This window comes from Vulcanisaeta sp. JCM 14467, from assembly GCF_001316245.1.
In the GTDB taxonomy this organism is placed as follows: Archaea; Thermoproteota; Thermoprotei; order Thermoproteales; family Thermocladiaceae; genus Vulcanisaeta.
This window is the reverse complement of record NZ_BBDM01000014.1, coordinates 1-17837: the sequence shown is the minus strand read 5'-3', so window position 1 is coordinate 17837 and position 17837 is coordinate 1. Positions and strand designations below refer to the sequence as shown.

The 17837-nt window shown below is 46.9% G+C and carries 24 protein-coding genes and 3 pseudogenes; 6 read left to right on the top strand and 21 right to left on the bottom strand.

Annotation, left to right across the window (positions count from 1 at the left end; genetic code table 11):
* Positions 1-18: 18 nt before the first annotated feature.
* Positions 19-852 (bottom strand): 16S rRNA (adenine(1518)-N(6)/adenine(1519)-N(6))-dimethyltransferase RsmA, encoded by an 834-nt coding sequence (gene rsmA / locus JCM14467_RS11860; RefSeq protein ID WP_054850303.1) that lies wholly within the window; start codon positions 850-852, stop codon positions 19-21.
* Positions 853-894: 42 nt separating this feature from the next.
* Here rsmA and JCM14467_RS11855 point away from each other — a divergent pair, with 42 nt between their 5' ends.
* Positions 895-1527 (top strand): HD domain-containing protein, encoded by a 633-nt coding sequence (locus JCM14467_RS11855; RefSeq protein WP_252901518.1) that lies wholly within the window; start codon positions 895-897, stop codon positions 1525-1527.
* Here JCM14467_RS11855 and pyrH read toward each other — a convergent pair.
* The 3 genes from pyrH to JCM14467_RS11840 are packed head-to-tail and all read right to left on the bottom strand — an operon-like array spanning position 1471 to position 2940.
* Complete coding sequence (gene pyrH, locus JCM14467_RS11850; RefSeq protein ID WP_054850301.1) at positions 1471-2148, bottom strand: UMP kinase; 678 nt, start codon at positions 2146-2148, stop codon at positions 1471-1473. The genes JCM14467_RS11855 and pyrH overlap by 57 nt on opposite strands.
* Before the next feature lie 19 nt (positions 2149-2167).
* The gene (locus JCM14467_RS11845; protein ID WP_054850300.1) at positions 2168-2704 is read right to left on the bottom strand and encodes a hypothetical protein; all 537 of its coding nucleotides are present in this window, start codon (positions 2702-2704) and stop codon (positions 2168-2170) included.
* A 53-nt stretch (positions 2705-2757) separates the two neighbouring features.
* Complete coding sequence (locus tag JCM14467_RS11840) at positions 2758-2940, bottom strand: chromatin protein Cren7 (RefSeq protein ID WP_054850299.1); 183 nt, start codon at positions 2938-2940, stop codon at positions 2758-2760.
* A gap of 375 nt (positions 2941-3315) precedes the next feature.
* On the opposite strand from JCM14467_RS11840, the gene JCM14467_RS11835 reads away from it, so the two are divergent.
* On the top strand, positions 3316-4308 hold the full coding sequence (locus JCM14467_RS11835) for an NAD(P)H-dependent amine dehydrogenase family protein (RefSeq protein ID WP_054850298.1): 993 nt from the start codon (positions 3316-3318) through the stop codon (positions 4306-4308).
* A 78-nt stretch (positions 4309-4386) separates the two neighbouring features.
* Here the strand turns inward: JCM14467_RS11835 and JCM14467_RS18295 are convergent, their stop codons facing one another.
* The 5 genes from JCM14467_RS18295 to JCM14467_RS11825 all read right to left on the bottom strand — a co-directional run bounded on the left by JCM14467_RS18295 (position 4387) and on the right by JCM14467_RS11825 (position 8625).
* The gene (locus JCM14467_RS18295) at positions 4387-4686 is read right to left on the bottom strand and encodes a molybdopterin dinucleotide binding domain-containing protein (RefSeq protein WP_252901517.1); all 300 of its coding nucleotides are present in this window, start codon (positions 4684-4686) and stop codon (positions 4387-4389) included.
* A 210-nt stretch (positions 4687-4896) separates the two neighbouring features.
* Positions 4897-6156 carry a molybdopterin oxidoreductase family protein gene (locus JCM14467_RS18290; protein ID WP_252901553.1) on the bottom strand — a complete coding sequence of 420 codons (1260 nt, stop codon included), beginning with the start codon at positions 6154-6156 and terminating at the stop codon, positions 4897-4899.
* Positions 6157-6179: 23 nt separating this feature from the next.
* A complete protein-coding gene (locus JCM14467_RS18285) occupies positions 6180-6872 on the bottom strand; it encodes a 4Fe-4S binding protein (RefSeq protein ID WP_252901516.1) in 693 nt (230 codons plus the stop codon).
* 17 nt (positions 6873-6889) lie between these two features.
* On the bottom strand, positions 6890-7075 hold the full coding sequence (locus tag JCM14467_RS18280; protein ID WP_252901515.1) for a 2Fe-2S iron-sulfur cluster-binding protein: 186 nt from the start codon (positions 7073-7075) through the stop codon (positions 6890-6892).
* Positions 7075-8625, bottom strand: coding sequence for an NADH-ubiquinone oxidoreductase-F iron-sulfur binding region domain-containing protein (locus JCM14467_RS11825; RefSeq protein ID WP_054850297.1), 1551 nt, complete (start codon positions 8623-8625; stop codon positions 7075-7077). Before JCM14467_RS11825 ends, JCM14467_RS18280 begins: the two co-directional genes overlap by 1 nt.
* A 93-nt stretch (positions 8626-8718) precedes the next feature.
* Between JCM14467_RS11825 and JCM14467_RS11820 the strand changes: the two genes are divergently transcribed.
* Positions 8719-9081, top strand: a complete 363-nt coding sequence (locus JCM14467_RS11820; RefSeq protein WP_054850296.1) for a hypothetical protein — start codon at positions 8719-8721, stop codon at positions 9079-9081.
* 4 nt (positions 9082-9085) lie between these two features.
* Here the strand turns inward: JCM14467_RS11820 and JCM14467_RS11815 are convergent, their stop codons facing one another.
* Both JCM14467_RS11815 and JCM14467_RS11810 read right to left on the bottom strand, forming a co-directional pair.
* Positions 9086-9502, bottom strand: coding sequence for a type II toxin-antitoxin system VapC family toxin (locus JCM14467_RS11815; RefSeq protein ID WP_252901514.1), 417 nt, complete (start codon positions 9500-9502; stop codon positions 9086-9088).
* The gene (locus JCM14467_RS11810) at positions 9474-9764 is read right to left on the bottom strand and encodes an AbrB/MazE/SpoVT family DNA-binding domain-containing protein (RefSeq protein ID WP_252901513.1); all 291 of its coding nucleotides are present in this window, start codon (positions 9762-9764) and stop codon (positions 9474-9476) included. The genes JCM14467_RS11815 and JCM14467_RS11810 overlap by 29 nt, the downstream gene beginning before the upstream one ends.
* Before the next feature lie 73 nt (positions 9765-9837).
* On the opposite strand from JCM14467_RS11810, the pseudogene gatD reads away from it, so the two are divergent.
* A pseudogene (gatD, locus tag JCM14467_RS20535) lies at positions 9838-11180 on the top strand (Glu-tRNA(Gln) amidotransferase subunit GatD).
* A 54-nt stretch (positions 11181-11234) separates the two neighbouring features.
* On the opposite strand, the gene sfsA reads toward gatD, so the two are convergent.
* The 8 genes and pseudogenes from sfsA to JCM14467_RS11775 form a co-directional block, all read right to left on the bottom strand.
* On the bottom strand, positions 11235-11930 hold the full coding sequence (sfsA, locus tag JCM14467_RS11800) for a DNA/RNA nuclease SfsA (RefSeq protein ID WP_444823192.1): 696 nt from the start codon (positions 11928-11930) through the stop codon (positions 11235-11237).
* Positions 11931-11987: 57 nt separating this feature from the next.
* Positions 11988-12122, bottom strand: a complete 135-nt coding sequence (locus tag JCM14467_RS19545) for a hypothetical protein (protein ID WP_256359255.1) — start codon at positions 12120-12122, stop codon at positions 11988-11990.
* Positions 12079-12429: a hypothetical protein gene (locus tag JCM14467_RS18275; RefSeq protein ID WP_252901512.1), complete on the bottom strand. Its 351-nt coding sequence runs from the start codon at positions 12427-12429 to the stop codon at positions 12079-12081. The genes JCM14467_RS19545 and JCM14467_RS18275 overlap by 44 nt, the downstream gene beginning before the upstream one ends.
* An 8-nt stretch (positions 12430-12437) precedes the next feature.
* Positions 12438-13157, bottom strand: a complete 720-nt coding sequence (locus JCM14467_RS11790) for an MFS transporter (RefSeq protein ID WP_054850292.1) — start codon at positions 13155-13157, stop codon at positions 12438-12440.
* Positions 13154-13821 (bottom strand): annotated as a pseudogene (locus JCM14467_RS11785) (DUF3834 domain-containing protein). Before JCM14467_RS11785 ends, JCM14467_RS11790 begins: the two are co-directional and overlap by 4 nt.
* A gap of 92 nt (positions 13822-13913) precedes the next feature.
* A complete protein-coding gene (locus JCM14467_RS11780) occupies positions 13914-15425 on the bottom strand; it encodes an SLC13 family permease (RefSeq protein WP_252901511.1) in 1512 nt (503 codons plus the stop codon).
* Positions 15410-15604, bottom strand: coding sequence for a hypothetical protein (locus JCM14467_RS18270; RefSeq protein ID WP_252901510.1), 195 nt, complete (start codon positions 15602-15604; stop codon positions 15410-15412). Before JCM14467_RS18270 ends, JCM14467_RS11780 begins: the two co-directional genes overlap by 16 nt.
* 43 nt (positions 15605-15647) lie before the next feature.
* Positions 15648-16408: pseudogene (locus tag JCM14467_RS11775) on the bottom strand (glucose 1-dehydrogenase).
* A 57-nt stretch (positions 16409-16465) separates the two neighbouring features.
* Here JCM14467_RS11775 and JCM14467_RS11770 point away from each other — a divergent pair.
* On the top strand, positions 16466-16762 hold the full coding sequence (locus tag JCM14467_RS11770) for a hypothetical protein (RefSeq protein WP_054850291.1): 297 nt from the start codon (positions 16466-16468) through the stop codon (positions 16760-16762).
* 71 nt (positions 16763-16833) lie between these two features.
* The gene (locus JCM14467_RS11765) at positions 16834-17187 is read left to right on the top strand and encodes a hypothetical protein (protein ID WP_054850290.1); all 354 of its coding nucleotides are present in this window, start codon (positions 16834-16836) and stop codon (positions 17185-17187) included.
* 158 nt (positions 17188-17345) lie between these two features.
* On the opposite strand, the gene JCM14467_RS11760 is transcribed toward JCM14467_RS11765, so the two are convergent.
* Entirely contained in the window at positions 17346-17597 is a 252-nt protein-coding gene (locus tag JCM14467_RS11760) for a hypothetical protein (protein WP_054850289.1), read from the bottom strand.
* 47 nt (positions 17598-17644) lie between these two features.
* A partial coding sequence (locus JCM14467_RS11755) for a hypothetical protein (protein WP_252901508.1) occupies positions 17645-17837 on the bottom strand: 193 nt, incomplete at its 5' end.

Genomic DNA, 17837 nt, shown 5'->3' with positions numbered 1-17837 from the left:
AACACGGAAATATCGGACTTAGTCGTGATTAACAATACTATTAATAAAGGGCTTTAATGAATCCGCTACCTTAACCAATTCATTAATTCCCAATTGCCTAACACGGGTATTAACATTAACCCCAGCATTAGCAACGGCATTAACCGCGTCGGGGCCTATGTACTTATTGAGAACCCACCTGAGAACCTTATTCCTATGTCTAAATAATATGTTTGTCGTGGATTCCAGGATCTTCATATCGCTGTAGCAGGGCTCCTTCCTAATCATCACCACCAAAGACGAGTAGACCTCGGGGCTTGGGTAAAAGGAGTCGGGCGCATACGTATTCAACACACTAACCGAGTAATTACACTGAGTGATTATGCTTAACCTACCATAATCATCATTGCCAGGCTCACTGATTAGCCTATTAGCGACCTCACGCTGTATCGTCAACAAAGCCCTTGGGACGCCCTCCCTAATTATCCTTATTATTAATGGTGACGTTATTGAATACGGCACATTAGAAACTAGGACATCAGCGCTCGGCCATGGTATCCTTAATGCATCGCCCTGGACCAGGGATACATTGTCTAACCCACGCAGTACTTGCTCAGCAATCCTCATAAGCCTTCCATCAATTTCAATGGTAACTACCTGGGACGCCACCTTAGCCAGGTAATACGTTAATACGCCAATTCCTGTACCCACCTCAAGCACCTTCGAACCACTCGGTACATGATTAATAATATCCCTTATGACCGTTGGATCAACAACGAAGTGCTGGCTCAACCTCTTTATAAGCCTCAACCTATACCTCGTAATTAGCCTAATTAAATCATCCCTAGTCACCGCATCAATGTCGGGCAGCATTACCTAGTTATGCATGTGAAATTACGCTAAAAACCCTTTTAAGTGGGTTCACCCGCCGATTTCATGGTGCCATCATTAATAGACATAATTAATATCGTAAACACAATACTTAACACGCCAAGGATTGGTTGGATACAACGCGGAGTTCCGCAAGCCATTGCCGAAAGTGTGGGAGATCACACACTCCTCACGAGCTACCTAGCCCTAGTCCTTTGTAATAGTGCTAGGAGAGTTGATAGTAATATTGACGCCGATAAGTGCGCATCAATGGCGCTTATACATGACGCCCATGAAGCCTTAATAGGTAATGTGGGTAATAACGTTAGATCATTAATTAGTGATTGGAGGGATATCGAGGTTAGGCTATTTAATGAACTTCAACTCCCCGAGGAATTAACCAAATACTTCCATGAGTATAGGTATGCGTTGAGTATTGAGGGTAAGATTGTGAATCTCTCCGATAAATTGGCAACGCTAATTAGGGCGTGTATGTACGCCAGGGTTGGTTACGACATGAGGGAATTAATTACTAATTACAGGGAGGTTGTGGAGAGATTATTAAGTGAACTCACTGGGGATGTTGGGCAGGTCATTAAAAATGTTGTTAGACCTATCTTTTCATGGTGTGATGACCGTACCATCACTAACACCCTCGGTGATAAGCCTTCTCAATGAACTTAATCTACTGCAGCCAACCACGTAAATGGTGATACCGCTTCTCTGGGCTATGCTCAATGCCCATGGGTCGAGCAGGTCATACGTGCCCGCTATCGTCCTTGACCTAAGCATGCCCATCAACTCACTGATACTCACCTTATCGAGCCTTTTGGCGTTGGGGTCGGTCCTAGGATCACTCGTGTAGACTGCATCCACGTTTGCGCAATCAATTAACTGCTTAATACCTAGGGACTCACTCACGAGGAATGCCACGGTAGCTGTTGATTGACCTGGTTGAAAGCCACCCGTAATTACCAATCTGCCCGTCGACCAAGCCCTAAAGACCTCATCGAGGTTAGTGGGTATTGGTAAGTACGCAATATCACTGAGCGCAGCTGCAAGTAACTGGGCATTCAACCTGCTAGCCGATATACCAAGCATGTCCAGTAACGACTCATTTATACCCATTTTCCTACCAACCTCTATGTACCTACGCGCCAGTGACCCACCGCCAGTCACCACGGCCATCCTATAGCCACTATTCCAAAGCTCACGGATCAAGTCCACGTACTTAAGTAGCAAATCCTCATCGTCAAAGAGGTGGCCACTCAGTTTCAATACGATTGGTCCCCGGATCATTCATAAGTCACTGTTCGCTTTATATTCTTAAGTTTTCTTTAGTTTTATTTATCAAGTCATTTATAGCCCTGGTTATTCCGTTGGATACGTAAATCGGTAAATCATTTAGGTTGAGGCTTGGCTTAACGTGGTTGCATACCTCCTGTAATTTCTCTAGGTTTTTCGTTAGGAATTCCTTAATGATGTCGTAATGATCAGCGCCTATTAGTGGTTGCATGTATGAATCTATTGAGCAATCATTATCATACCACTCCTTAAAGAACTTAGCCGATGCAACCAACTTATTAAATGCGTCAATACTGATTTCCTCATTGTTAAATACAATGATTACCTGAGTACTGAGGAATTTCTTAACAACCCTAACCTTCACAAACCCCAGGTCACAGGGCCTCCTCTGCCTAATGCATTCAGTGATACTATCACTAATGCCTAGGACCTTAATTAACTCCCTATTCCTCTCATACTCACTCTTACACCTGCAAATCTGCTGTATAACCCTTCCAAAGCGTGATCTATACTCCTCAGCCAATACTTCGGTGGCGTCGTAATTACGCATTCATCACTGTGAAAAATAATTATTTTAAAGGTATTTTCATTTAAGCAATTGAACTACTCAGCCCTACCAAGGGCCTTCCTAACCACCTTATTATTGGGGCATTTGAAGAGCCCTATTATAACGCCCCTCCTACCCTTTGGTGCAAGCATCCAGACCTTGACAGGCTTAAGCTTCACTATCTGACCATCGCAATCAATCTCATACTCCTTCTCCATGTAACTTGATAGTTCTGCCATATTGCATCTCAATGATTATTCTATCCTTAATAAATAATCATAGTCGTAAATAACTCATAAATCAATATTCATAATATTCTTTTTACACGAGTAATTACAAGAGTAGGTATGAAAGACATAACAATAAATTATGCATTAGTAATTGTATTTCCCCACGGTAATTAACATGGCATTAATACGTGTTGTCCCATCTTAAAGTAAATAATTAATATTATTAATACTTTAGGGGAAGGGTTTTAAGGATGAACACATTTAGGGCTTGGCTGATTGGGGATGATGGGATCCAAGCGCTGATTAAAGGATGAATAATTAATCCTAAGGCTAAGGTAATAAAGGGTGATAATCGTTATAAAATGAAACCCTAACCCTTAGTTAATGGTCGCTAGGGTTGTGGTTTATGGCGTGGGGCCCATTGGCCAGTTAATAACGAGGGCTGCGTTTGAAAGGGGTTTCGATATTGTTGGTGCGATTGATGTTGACCCGCAGAAGGTTGGTAGGGACCTCGGCGAAGTTATTGGGCTAGGTAAGACCCTGGGCATTAGGGTTGAGAGCGATGCTGATAAGGTCCTTAGGGATACCAAGCCTGACATAGTCCTTCACTCGACGGGCAGCTTCTTCGATAGGGTTTACCCACAGATAATGAAGGCAATTAGGGCTGGCGCTGATGTCCTATCAACATGCGAGACCTTGGCATGGCCCTGGTATAGGTACCCAGACCTTGCGGAGCTTGTCGATAACTATGCAAGGAGCCGCGAAGTGACTGTGCTTGGCGCCGGGGTTAATCCAGGCTTCGTATTTGATGTATTACCTGCGGTTCTCTCGGTGACGCTGACGAGACTTGATAAGATCACCGTGATTAGATCCCTGGATGCCTCAAAGAGGAGGTACTCCTTCCAGAAGAAGATTGGTCTTGGAATGACGCCAAGTCAATTCGCTGAGGCATTAAGTAAGGGTGAAATAACAGCACACGTGGGCTTTGCGGAATCGGTACTGCTATTGGCCAGCATTATTGGGCTTAGGCTGGACAGGGTTGAGGAGAGCCAGGAGGCGCTAATTGCGGAGAGACATTATGAGACGCAGTACTTCAAGGTTGAGCCTGGTCAGGTTAAGGGTGTTGTCGGTCATGGAAGTGGCTTCATTGGTGGTAGGGAGGTGATTAGGGTTGAGTTGAGGGCTTGCGTTGGCTGTGAGGACTTTGAGGAGGTAAGGCTCGAGGGTGAACCATCAATTACGTGGAGGAGCACGGGGACGCTTGGTGACCCAGCCACAGCCGCTGTAATTGTTAACCTGATACCGAGGGTCTTAAGTGCGAGACCTGGGTTAATAACGCTTAAAGACTTGGTAAACTACTCATACTTTACACTATAATATAATAAACAGTGATAAAACCGTGAAAAGTTCATTAGTTTTTCATACTAACCCATGGCATTGATTAAGGTATTCAAACTACCGTATAGTCCTTTCAATGCGAACTCTCGTATCTTTATACGCCGGCGTCTTCGTAAATGGATTCAACACGGCTGGTACCAACCTATTTGCAGGAAGCTCTGGGTAGTGGAATGTGGTGAACAATACACCCCTCGGAACCCTAGTTGACGCTTTAACCCTAGCCAACACCTCCCCAACTGGTGAAACCAACTTAATAACCTCACCATCTTTAATGCCCTCAGCCTTCATATCCTCAGGGTTCATCTCAACGACGGGTCCCCTCCAAATGACCCTAAGTATTGGTGACCTCGAAGTCATGGTGGCAGTGTGGTACTGAGCCCTCTCCCTACCAATGATCAGCGAGTATGGTAGAGTCTCTCTATAACCACGTCAAAGCCCCTCCAACTAACAACCCTAAACCTGGCCTTACCCCTTGGGAAGCGTCGGAATAGAGTATTGGAGTACCTGGACTAGTGCTTGACGGCACCGGCCATTGAAGACCACCCTCACGCTCAAGCCTTTCATGGCTTAAGCCACTAAATATTGGCGCCACCCTGGCAGGTCCCTCATTATGCCGTCACTATCACTAAAACTCATGTCATAACCAAGCCTCCTAGCCAACTCAATGAAGACCCACCAGTCAGGCCTTGCGCTACCCGGCAGGTCAACGACCTTCCTCGTAAGCTGCAACCTCCTCTCCGTATTAGTGAACGTGCCATAATCCTCAAGGGCTGCGGAGGCTGCGGGTAATACCACGTCTGCGTACTCAGCGGTCTCTGTCAGGAATATATCCTGAACAACGAGGAATTCGAGCTTACTTAATGCCTCAGCAACGGCCTTACTGTCTGGGTGTGACCTAATGCTGTTCTCGCCAACGATGTAAAGCATCTTTATCAAGCCCCTCCTAGCCATATCAATCATCTCAGTACTCCTAAAACCAATGAAAGACGGCAACCTGCACCTCCAGGCATCCTCAAAACGCTTCCTAACCTCTGGGTCCATTAATGGTTGATAACCAGGTAACCTACCCGGTGCGCACCCAACGTCTGCGCCACCCTGGACGTTGTTCTGCCCACGTAGGGGCATGAGACCGGCGCCCGGCTTACCAACATTACCCGTGAGCAATGCCAGGTTTATTAATGCCGATACATTTTCCGTGCCATTCTCATGCTCGGTGATTCCAAGGGTCCACATGACCATTGATGGCTTCTCAAGTGCGTATAGCCTGGCAACCTCCCTAATGATTTCCCTGGGCACGCTAGTGATTTTCTCGACAAAGTCTAGGGTAAATGCGCCGAGACTCCTTACCCACTCATCAAAGCCCTCCGTATACTTGCTGATGAATTCCTTATCGTACCAGCCCATGTCGATTATGTACTTAGCCATTGCCGAGAATAACACGACATCCGTACCAGGCCTAATGAGGAGTTCATACTCGGCATACCTAGCTAACTCGGTATGGATTGGGTTAACGACTATTAAGTGCGTACCCTGCTTGGCAGCCCTCTTAACGTATGCCGCAATGACTGGGTGCGTCTCATTCATGTTTGAACCAACCACTATTATAGTCCTGGAATTCAACACGTCCTTAACGGGGTTGGTGGCGGCGCCATAGCCCAACTGCATTGCCAGGGACCATGCCGATGGCTCATGGCAAAGCGTGGCTGATTGATCAATACTGTCAGTACCAACTGCGCACCTCATGAATTTCTGAAACGCATAAATGCTCTCGTTGGTACTCCTATCACTCATTATACCGCCAATCGCCGTAGGCCCATACTTGCTCAGGATCTCCTTAATCTTACTGGCTACTAGGTCCAGGGCCTCCTCCCACGTAGCTCCCTAAACACCTCATGAATCGGCCTACCATTTAATGGCCCCTTGGGAACACCAGGTCTCCTAATCAATGGCTTGGTAAGTCTCTCGGGACTATCAACGTAGTGGAATCCGAACTTACCCTTAACGCAGAGCTTACCCTCATTTGCAGGTCCGTATGCGCCCCTGGCCCAGACAACCCTACCATCCTTAACACCGTACTCCACTTGACACCCTGTGCCGCAGTATGGGCATGTGGTCTCGACGACCTTATCCGCCGGTGCCCAGTCCCGCTCCATTAATGCGCCCGTTGGGCATGCATCAACGCATGCACCACAGCTGACACAGCTTGATGCACCCATTGAGACGTCAAGGTCAAAACCAACCCTTGTACCTGAGCCCCTACCTATGACCGCTATTACGTCATTATTCTGATCAACTCCGCAGGCAATTACGCACTTCCTACACATTACGCAGGCCGATGGATCAAACACAATTGCTGGGTGGGTATCATCAACCTTGGTATCTGGTATTATTGGTGCTGGTTCAAGGCCGTACTTAACGGCGTACTCACACACCCTGCACCTCATTTGCTCCTCCTTACTCCTGTGGGTATGATTCTTCAGTAAGAGCCTTAGTAAGGTCTTCCTGGCCTCGATGGCCTTCGTACTTTCGGTCTCTATCTTCATTCCCTCTGAAACCTTTGTTATACATGAAGCATTAACCTGCCATTTACCTCAACAACGCATATCCTGCAGGAACCATTCGCAAAACCCTCGTAGTAACACAGCGTCGGTATCTCAATACCATACCTCCTAGCCAGGCTTAGTATGGTCTCCCCATCAAATGCCTCGACCTCCTTACCATTCAGGATTACCCTAACCATACCCATCACCTGAAATGAACCCCAGCCCTACAAACGCCCTTAATGTGATCCTCAAACTCATCCCTAAACTGAGTAAGTGCGTCAAGGAACACCTTACCAGCCGACATGCCCAAGCCACAGAGCGAGGTCTCCATCATGGTCCTAGCCACCGACTCAGCCCACTTAAGATCCTCCTCACTCGCCTTACCCACGCTAACCCTCTCGAGGATATCGACCAATTCCTTAGTACCTAGCCTACACGGCTCACACCTACCACATGACTCATGGGAGAAAAACCTCTCAACCTCAAGCATCACATCGACAATACACCTATTATTAGATAGGGCAATGACCACGCCAGGGCCTAGGAAGACGCCTAGCTTCCTCGTCTCATCAGGTGTAAGCCTTATCCTAATCCTTGACGAATGTACAAGACCTGAGGAAACCCCACCAACAAAGACAGCCTTAACATTCTCCTCCCTAGCCCCAGCCTTAGCCAATAACTCATTTAGACCTACTGTTAACCTCTCCCTATAAAGCCCCGGCCTATCCACATCACCCGTGATGCAGAAGTACTTCTCAATCTCTATTTCCCTACCCTCATAGTAATTACTAAGGAGTACGGGCATGGCCGCCACAACCTCCACGTTAATAACGGCAGTGGGCTTACCAAATAAGCCGGCTTCAGTGGGATCCGGAGGCCTTAATCGAGGCTCACCTCTGTTACCTTCGAGTGAGTTTATTAATGCCGTCTCCTCACCAACGATGTATGGAGAACCAACCAGTGAAACCGTGATTACGGGTAACCTATTAAGCAAACCCTTACCCGCCAGGAATCGCCTTAACTCATCAAGCGCCCTATCGATCATTGCCTTGGCATTCCTAAACCTCTCATTAACCGCAATTATAACCTCATCAACACCCAACGCCAGTGATAGCAGTAATGCACCCTCAAGAAGCTGATGCGTGTTCCTCTCCATAATGAGCCTATCCTTAAAGCCTCCTGGCTCGCCTTCGTGACCATTAACAATTAAGTACTTAGGCCTATTTGCGCTACCCGCCAGGGCCTTAAACCTACTTAGGGCACCACCTCCAATTAAGCCTGCCTTAACCAGGAATTCAAGTATGAATAGCTTATTGTCTTCGTTGAGGAATTTCTCAAAGTACTTATAACCACCCCTCGCTATGTACTTATCAAGAGATTCATACTGAGACTGAACATAATCACTCCTTGACTCCTCAATCTCCCTAAACTCACCATTAACGTACGTGTAATGCTTATCACCCATTCTAACCACTGGGCCCTTATCACAATGACCGAGGCAGTACGTTATGGAGTATTTAATGCCACGCCTTTCCAATTCCTTAGCCACCTCCCTAGCTCCCTTTAGTATGCAGGGAAGACCCATGCATACCTGGGTCTCTGAGTAGTCGTGGAAGTAGAATGTGGATAATGTCTTAACTGTCGATAATGGTAGGTTGTACTTATCGGCTATTTTCCTAAGGTCTTCATCCGATGTTACCCTCCTTTCAATAATTTCCTTACTCGCCTCACGTAATCTAGTCCTATAATCCATGTAGGAAAGCCCTGCCAGGGCTTTAAAGGTATTTCGGAACCGTAATGTGTAGTGGGTTATTAGGCTTAGTTATTTTGAGTAATTGGGTGTTAAATGCTGAGCTCCTGGGTTATTAATGATATGGTTAGGATCGTCAGGATCAATAACTACTCAGACCTTGATAAGGTACTCATTGATTTAGGACCCGGCGAGTGCGCATTATTACTCGCCAGGCAGTTCGATGACTCACTAAGGCATTTAGACGGCGTCATCACGGTATTGCTAAGGAGCATTAAGGATAAGACCGAGGTCGATTACCTACTCGCCGCCGGAAACAAGGTTCTATGCATATCCATGGACGGCTTCGGCCTACTAAGCGAATACGCACTGTCCAGGCTCAAGTACGTAATAATAACCCGCCAACCCACGGAAACAGACACAAGGCTCTTCAAAATACTATTAAATGTAACCCAATAATTCGTTAATCCTGAACCCATACTCTTTTAATTGAATCTATTTTATCGAAATCTCTATCTTCACTTATTATCGTTGTTATGTGATTACTCAGCATAGTTGCTACATGAAGGGCATCAGACGGTTTTAAGATATTCATGTATCTCTTAGCAATCCTATACTCATTAGGGCCAATATTTAGTACATTAACATAGGTTAGTATTATACTGTCAAGAAAATTAATGGTATCCTCATATTTTATTCCATACTTTTTCTTCGAAATATAAATACCTTCATCAAGCACTAACACGTTAGTATATAATTTTACTTTCTTCATTAGAAGATCCTTAAAAAATCTTATCACCTTTTCCTCACCAACATTTAAATATATTACGACATTTGCGTCAAGAAATGCTTTATCTATTATTATGAAGATCCTCCTCAAACTCATCCTCTAAACTCAATCCACTGAGGTCGCCAAGCCTTGGCTTAATACGCAGGTAACTCCTTATGGTCTCTAAATGTCTCCTAATTATTTCATCAAACTCATTAATATCGAAATCCATCTTCTCAATCACGATCTTACTATCCTCAATGCCGATTACTAATTCGTCGCCCTCTCTAATTCCGAGATTATCCCTAATGGCCTTGGGTATCGTGACCCGACCACCCTTACCCACCTTGATCCTATACTTGAAACTGCCCACTGCCTTAACCATCTAGGGTTCTAATATAATCACGCCTTAAAACACTTATACCCGGGGTTTCACGTATTTAACCGTGTCAAGCGAGGTATTGAGTAAGTTAGGTATTAAGGAGTTTGACCTTGTGCGTGCTCATTTAAGGGATGGAACCACACTCGATGGTGTGGTGCTACCCAGGCCTGGTGTTGGTGACCCTAACGTGGTTATTCTGAAGCTTGATAATGGCTATAACGTGGGCATCCACGTGAGCAACATAGAGAGGGTGGAGGTGCTCGGGCATGTTGAGTCGAGGAGTGCCGTGTCCATACCCATTGGCCAGTTCGTCAAGGCAGAGTCCACGGGACTCCCTAGGGTTAGGCTTGTAGCGACCGGCGGCACCATAATGTCCAAGGTGGATTACAGGACCGGCGCTGTTTACCCAAGCTTTAGTCTCGAGGACCTCTACGCCATGTACCCGGAGATTAAGGGTATAGCTGATGTGGAGCTCCTCAACCTAATGGCCATATTCAGCGAGGACATGACACCGAGGAGGTGGGCCGAGATTGCCGAGGCCGCCTACAGGGCGTTCCTAGACGGGGTCTCGGGCGTTGTGGTGCTTCATGGAACAGACACCATGCACTACACGGCAGCCGCCCTATCCTTCGCAATCAGGAACCCGCCCGGCCCAATAGCCCTAGTTGGTTCACAAAGGAGTAGCGATAGACCGTCTAGTGACGCCTTCGAGAACATGCTGGCAGCGGTCCTAGTCGGCGCCAGGGTCCCATTCGCGGGCTCCTACATAGTAATGCATGCATCGACTAATGACGGCTTAATAGCTGTTCACAGGGGGACGCGAGTTAGGAAGATGCATACCTCCAGGAGGGATACTTTCATTAGCATTAATGATAGGCCGTGGCCTACGTCGACATTAATAAGCTTGAGATAGTAATGAACACAAATAATTACACGCCTAGGTCTAGGGTTGAGGATACGGTACTAATGAATAGGTTCGATGAGAGGACGGCCCTGGTGAAGTTCTACCCGGGCATGGACCCTGAGATACTACACTTCCTAATTGACAGGGGTTATCACGGGATTGTGATTGAGGGTACGGGGTTTGGCCACGTTAGGGAGGAGCTTCTCGACCCAATAAAGAGGGCTATTGATAGTGGGATACCCGTGGTTATGACGAGCCAAACAATATTCGGCAGGGTGAACCTGAACGTGTATAGGAGGGGCGTGGAACTAATGAAGCTTGGCGTGATACCTGCCGAGGACATGCTGCCTGAGGTTGCCTTTGTTAAACTTTCCTGGGTTCTTGGTCAGACGAGAGACTTGAGTGAGGTTAGGAGGCTCATGCTGACGCCAGTGGCTGGGGAGCTAAACCCAAGGAGTGATGTTGGTACATACATACTCGGGCCGGAATTACCCAGGAGGTAATTGCGATGAACACTTCAGCGAGCGATTAATGATCGAATTCACACTCGCTAACCACTAATAAATCCTAACCTCGAGCTGACCCACCGGCATTAATGCCCAGTCCCTGGTCAGTATTAGCTTATAGGCTATGGCTCTAACCCCATGCTCAATGGCGTACCTAAGCGACTCCGAGAATTTTGGGTCAAGCGCCGTATTAGGCATGAAGATCGACGCCCCTGACCTAAGCACGAGGAAGAGTACGTAGGCCTCATAACCAAGCTCCACTGCCCTGGCTAACTCACGCATGTGCCTTGCACCACGTACCGTCGGTGCATCGGGGAATTTGGCGACCCCACCCTCCTCCAGCGTTACGCCCTTAACCTCGACTAGGGCATAATCATTACTTGGCGACTTGAGTAGTAGGTCGAACCTACCACTGCCAAAGACGGGCTCCTTCCTAACCACCTCATAACCACTTAATACATAACCATTCTTAATGAGCCAGGAAGCAATGGCATTATGTATCGCGGAGTTCACAAGGACTAATTCATTGCCTAGGTCAACGGCCGTTAGGTAAAACCTTGTCTTACCCGTGGACTTTGAGTAGGCGAAGAACCTAACGCCGGGCTTAAGCAGCTCCGTTAACCTACCTGGGTCATGAATGTGCACGAACTCCTCCTTACCGTTAATGACGCCAACACCAACGAACCTGTTCAACCTCCTAACAAAGACACCCTCAACATCCGGTCTCCTAATTACGAATAAACTCACCATAATAACACCTGGAGGACTTGACTTAAAATCATGTCCCTTGTCCCTTAATTGGGTTTAATCTCGTGGCTTATCAACAGCCCTCACGTACCTCCTCAGGAGTATTAATGCAATTATTACGGGCGGTATTAGTACGATGAAGGTATTCCTAATACCGATTAGGTCGGCTATGTAACCCGTTATTGTGGGCATCACAATTCCTATGAGCATCATGAATGAGAAGATAGGCTATTCGCGGCATTCCTATGCTGCGGCTTGAAGGCCCTGGATATGGAGACCACGGAGAGTGGGTAGGTGGTTCCGTGGGTATACCCAGTATTAATAAGGCTGTTGCGTAGATCAGTGGGTTGTCCGTGAGGACTATGATCAACACGCCAACCACGGTCATTGTGACCGCACTAGCCATGTAGGGCCATAGTCTTTCGGCGGGTCTTATCGATAGGTATAGCCTACCCAGGAAGGATGTCACGAAAAATAGCGAGAATAATACCTCAACCATTGAGTAGCTTAAGTTAAATGTGTCCTGGCATATATGCCGCCGAAGGCCATTAGGAATGAGAAGACCACGTTGTAGGTGGCTATGTTTAGGATGGCGGCTATGAAACCTGGGTTCGAAATGACCGTGGACGTGCTCACTACAGAATCGCCTGCCATATTCTCCTCGGGGAATTTAACGAAGGGCGCTATAGCGAGGGCCAGGATTGGGAATACCGTGAAGAATAGGAAGGACTCCCTAAGCCCGTAGTACTTAAGTATTAATGACTCAATGGCAGGGCCCAGGATCAGGCTTATGCTTAGGGACAGCGTGTATATATTGAGTAGTCTCTCCCTGGTTCTCCTGTCTGGCAGTAGGCTTGCTGAGGTTATTACGTTGGGCATTAGGAAGCCCAGCACGAAGCCTGCGGCTGCGGATAATATCCAGATCGTTATTGGTGATGATAACCAAAACAGTGGAAACACGGCTGCGTAGGTAGCCGATGATGCTATGAAGGCTATTCTCCTAGTGCACGCCCTCAACCTCGAGTTTATTAGACCACTACTTAGGAAGGTCATTAACGAGACTAGGGCCGATAGGATGCCGACTAGCGTGTTGTTGAATTGAAAGTTATACCTAGCCAATAGCGGTATTGTGGTGAGTAACATATTATTCGATGCCCTAATGGCTATGGTAAGGGGTACTATTACGGAAATCGCCTGAAGCAACCCTAGATATTGACTCCTCGTCACTCCTTACCACCGTACCTCCTAACGATTTCTACAAACTCCCGGTAATTACCCGGGCTATAAATTCCATACTCCACCCTGGCAAGGATGTTCCTAATGAACTCCCTCGGCAACCTTATCGGTAATTTACTAGCCACGTAATCAACGGTACTCGCTAAATCCTTCTTAGCAGCCTTAATCCCAGCCTTATATACATCAATGAAATACTGAGGATCGCCATTAATCTGGGCACCGCAAGCCCCTGGCGCACCAATTAAATCCTCGAGAAACTCACCTTTATGCTCAGGGACCCCTAGGTTCAATACGGCACTTTGTACTGAGCCGTTATTGAGCGTGTTAAGTACTGAGTACAATCATCAGCATAAACAAGCTCAGCCGTTAAACCCACCTTATCTAACAAAGCCCTGATTAACACGTCGGCTGCGCTACCACGTCTCCAAACGGCTATCCTAGGTCCCCTTAATTCAGGGTATACAAACATTAATCTCCTTACAGTCACAATATCAACCCTTAAACCACTCCTAACAAGTGATGTTAAGGAATCTGCAATAGCATAGGCACTACCCTCCTCATTACCCTTCCCAAAGACCAGGTCTAAGTCCCTATACTCCCTGGTCGCAAGTATTAGTGGGTACGAGACCGGGCCGGGCGCTGTTACGACCTTCATATTTATCGATATCGAAATAGATATCTAACTTATAAAGCTTACTCGTTGCATCATAAATCAATGACTTTATAAGAAGCAATGCGGGTTGACACTTAGATTTGAATCGTGTGGGTGAATATGGCCGTGATGAGTAAGGCAATGATTAGGAGGATCGCACCCATTGCTAGGTAATCCCTGGGCCTGTAATTCCCTGGGTTATACACAAGGAGGTTTGCTGGGTGGCTGAAGGGTGTGAGGAATGTGGTTGTTGAGGCCATGGCAACCACGGTAACAGCGAGTAACGGGTTTGGGTAGGTCAGGGCTACTGGCGTCATTATAGTCGCCGCACTCACGTTATTCACGAAGTTCGCCATAAGTGCTGTTATTACGAACAGGACTATCAGGGACTTAGGGAGTACATTAGCTATGGCCATTGACAAACCACTACTACTCATTGCGTAGCCCAGGGATAGGAAGGACGCTATGAATATTAGGACTGGCCAATCAATGTATTGGTAAATCCTCCTATAATTAACGGCGCCACTGAGCATTAGCGCAATGACCCCCGTGAGGAATGCCAATGCTATGTTGACTCCGAGTAGTGATGCTATGGTGGCTCCCATGAGCACGATTATTGACGCGGCGCCCTTCTTAGCATCGAATAACCTGGCACCCCTGGTTCTGAGGGGTACGAGGCCGTAATCACCCATGAATTTCGCAATGCTCTCTTCACTACCCATTAGGAGTAGTGCGTCGCCTGGCCTAAGGGTTACGTGGGATATCCTGCCATAAATCCTCCTATTACCTGCGGAGATTCCCACGATCCTAACACCGTACTTACTCAACACGTCTAAGTCGGATATTGTGTAGTTAATGATCGGCGAGGAGCTCGTTATCAATGCCTCAACCACCTCCTTACCCTCAACCTGCTCAGACTCTGATGCCAGTTTAAGCCCCTTTATTGATGATATCACTGGTAGTTTATCCACTGGGACCTCCATGATTAACGTGGTCCCTACGTGTATCCTCCCAGTCCTGGATAGTCTCCTAGGTAATATGGACCTTATCCTAATGCCGTACTCCCTCTCCACCTCACGCCTAGTCTTACCAACCAACTCGCAGTCCTCACCGACCTGGGCCTCAACCACGTACTCACCAATCTTCAAATCATCAACGCTGGTGACCACGCTCTCCCTATTCGGCAGTAATAAGTATATGAGTAGAAGTGCGGGTATGCTTGCAAATACTATCGCAAGTCCAATATTTAAGAACTGAAACACAGACAAGTACTTACCAAACCTCTCAAACCAAAGCTGGTCAATTACTAGGTTCGTGCTGGTCCCAAAGATCGTATACCTACCACCAACAATCGCGGCATAGGACAGGGGTAGCAGGTACTTGGATAACCTCTTGTTATGGTTCCTCGATACCGCATACATGAATGGGATGAATATGGAGACCAGGGCTACGTCACTCATGAAGCCCGAGGACAGTGAAATAATGAGTAATACCACGATTAGGAGTAGGTACTCATTCCTAAGTACCTTATCTAGCTCCTCAGCTAACCTATCGAGGAATCCGGACTCCTCGAGGGCCTTGCTGATGATCATTATGCTGCCGAGCACCACGACCGTGGTTGAACCAATAAATGCCAGGGCCTTCCCGGGCTGATTATACCGCCAATGATTAGTAGTGCCATCACGAGGAGCCCAACCACGTCGTACCTGACAATGTGCATTAATAACAACACTATTGCCAGCGTGAGTACTGCCAATACGTAGTACTCAGCGAATGTTAGGCCCATGATTTTAAGATTAAGAAATTGGGAGGTTATTAAGTAATTCGTGTTAGATACCGTGGGTTAGGTAATCAATCCTACCGCCATCAGCCACTATGGTCTGGCCAGTTATGTACCTAGCCCTTTCGCTGGCTAAGAAGAGAACCACGTTGGCTATATCCTCAGGTATACCTGTCGTACTCAGCATCGTTCTCGACCTAACTAGGGCCTTTGTCTTCTCAACCTCCTCGGGAGCCCTACCGGCCGTGGTCATGTCCGTCTCGATCCAGCCAGGCGCCACGGCATTAACCCTAATACCATACTTCCCAAGCTCGAAGGCCATGCGCTTAGTCAGTATTATGACCGAGGCCTTCGTTATTGCGTAATAGGTAGTTCCCTCGAAGGCCGTGCCAATGCCTGCGTTTGAGGCTATGTTAATTATGACCCCCCTCGTCCTCTTTAACTGGGGTAGAAACTCGAGTGTCGTGTATATAATGCCCTTGACGTTAATTGCGAACATCCTGTCAAACAACTCCTCATTGTATGATTCAAAGGGCATTAGGTACATGACCCCAGCGTTATTAACGAGGATGTCAACATCACCAAGCTTGCTACTGACTATCTCCGCAGCCCTCCTAACCTCATCCCTACTCGCCACATCGCACTTAATGGCTAGTATGCCCATCTTCTCGAGTTCCCTCGCCTTATCATCCCTACTAACGTAGGTAACCGCAACCCTGGCGCCCTCTTTAAGGAATGCCTCGCAATGGCCCTACCAATACCGCGGGTGCCACCTGTGACCAGGACCACCTTATTGCTGAACTCGCCCATACGAACATAGACCTCGCCCAAGCATTTATAAGGATTAAATCAACCATGTAATAATAAATGGAGTTCCTGACACCGCTTGGCTCAGTTAATGTTGGAGGTAGAGTACTAAGTAATGCCAAGGTCTCAATAAGTGATAAGTACGTCTTTATAATTGGTGTTGGGCCTGACGGTAGTTATGAAGAGAGGTTACTGGAGATTAATAGTGACGATGCTAGGCAAATAATTACCAATAATAAGGATTACTTCAATGAACTCCTTAATAAGCTCGATGAGCTCATTATCAATATTGGGCGTGAGATCAACGTCAATATTAGTACGAAGAACATTGAACCTGGGATCCCATTCAGTACCTAATTAAGAGGCTCAATAATCATGACGAGTATCTCAGGCTTGTTGGTGATGGGTGGAGGAGGATCCTAGACTCAGTGAGACTTGGCAAGGCGAGCATTAGCCTTGCAGGTAGTGATAGAATTTACGTAACCCACAGCGGTAATAACATAACGCTTAACCTAGTTGCCGAGCCCATAGAGGGTGGTGTTATCGAGGTCATTACCTATACCGAGGGTAAGGTGACGGGTATTGTCAGGGTTAGGGTTGGTGAGGACGTGGTCGTCAAGGTCGACATTAGGTCCCCATCATCAATGATAATACTATCCCAGGCAAGGGACATGAATAGACTGGGCAGCCAACTCGCTAATTTACTGCCGAGGATTAAGGACCAAGTCGTTAAGCATGTCGATGAGTTACTAGGCATAATGAGGAGGTATGGCACAATTTAATATTGCTGAATAAAATACCTAGTTACTGATGGTTTAGGGGTATTTGAGTATTAAAGGCTGGTCATGCTTCTTATCTTCATAGGCTATCGTATATGCGTAAAAATAAAACTCAGTTAGTAAGTTGCAGGAAGGGCTAATTCGTTACCAAGACACATTAATCATGCGGCTATTGCACATGAAGGAAGACGAGTCATCGCGGCCCCTGTGGGTGCTAAGCGCCTTAGTATCATGATTATGTTCTGTCTTTTTCCCTCATCCTTCGTTTTCCCGAGCCTCCTGCACAACACCTCAATGACCTGTGCCTTGATATCATCATACTTCTCGAATATGTACGCTGGAATTGCCACAACCCTATACCTACCACTTTTATGGATGTTAACGGCGAATTCGTCACCGTACCTCGCCCTCAACGCATTAACGACCCTCCTAGCCTCAACATCATCCCTAACCTTATGCTCTAATACAATGGTGTTCCCCGAACGCTCACCGTGAACTTATAGCCGGCTACATCCACTTGCATCTCGCCTCTCCTATACTTTACCTCCATCTCGGCGATTCTCCTTAGGTTGTTCCACTTCTCGAATGATAACGCGCCGAGGATGTCCTTGAGGATTGGTGGCAAGACGTTGATCATTGCCCTGGCTAGGTTG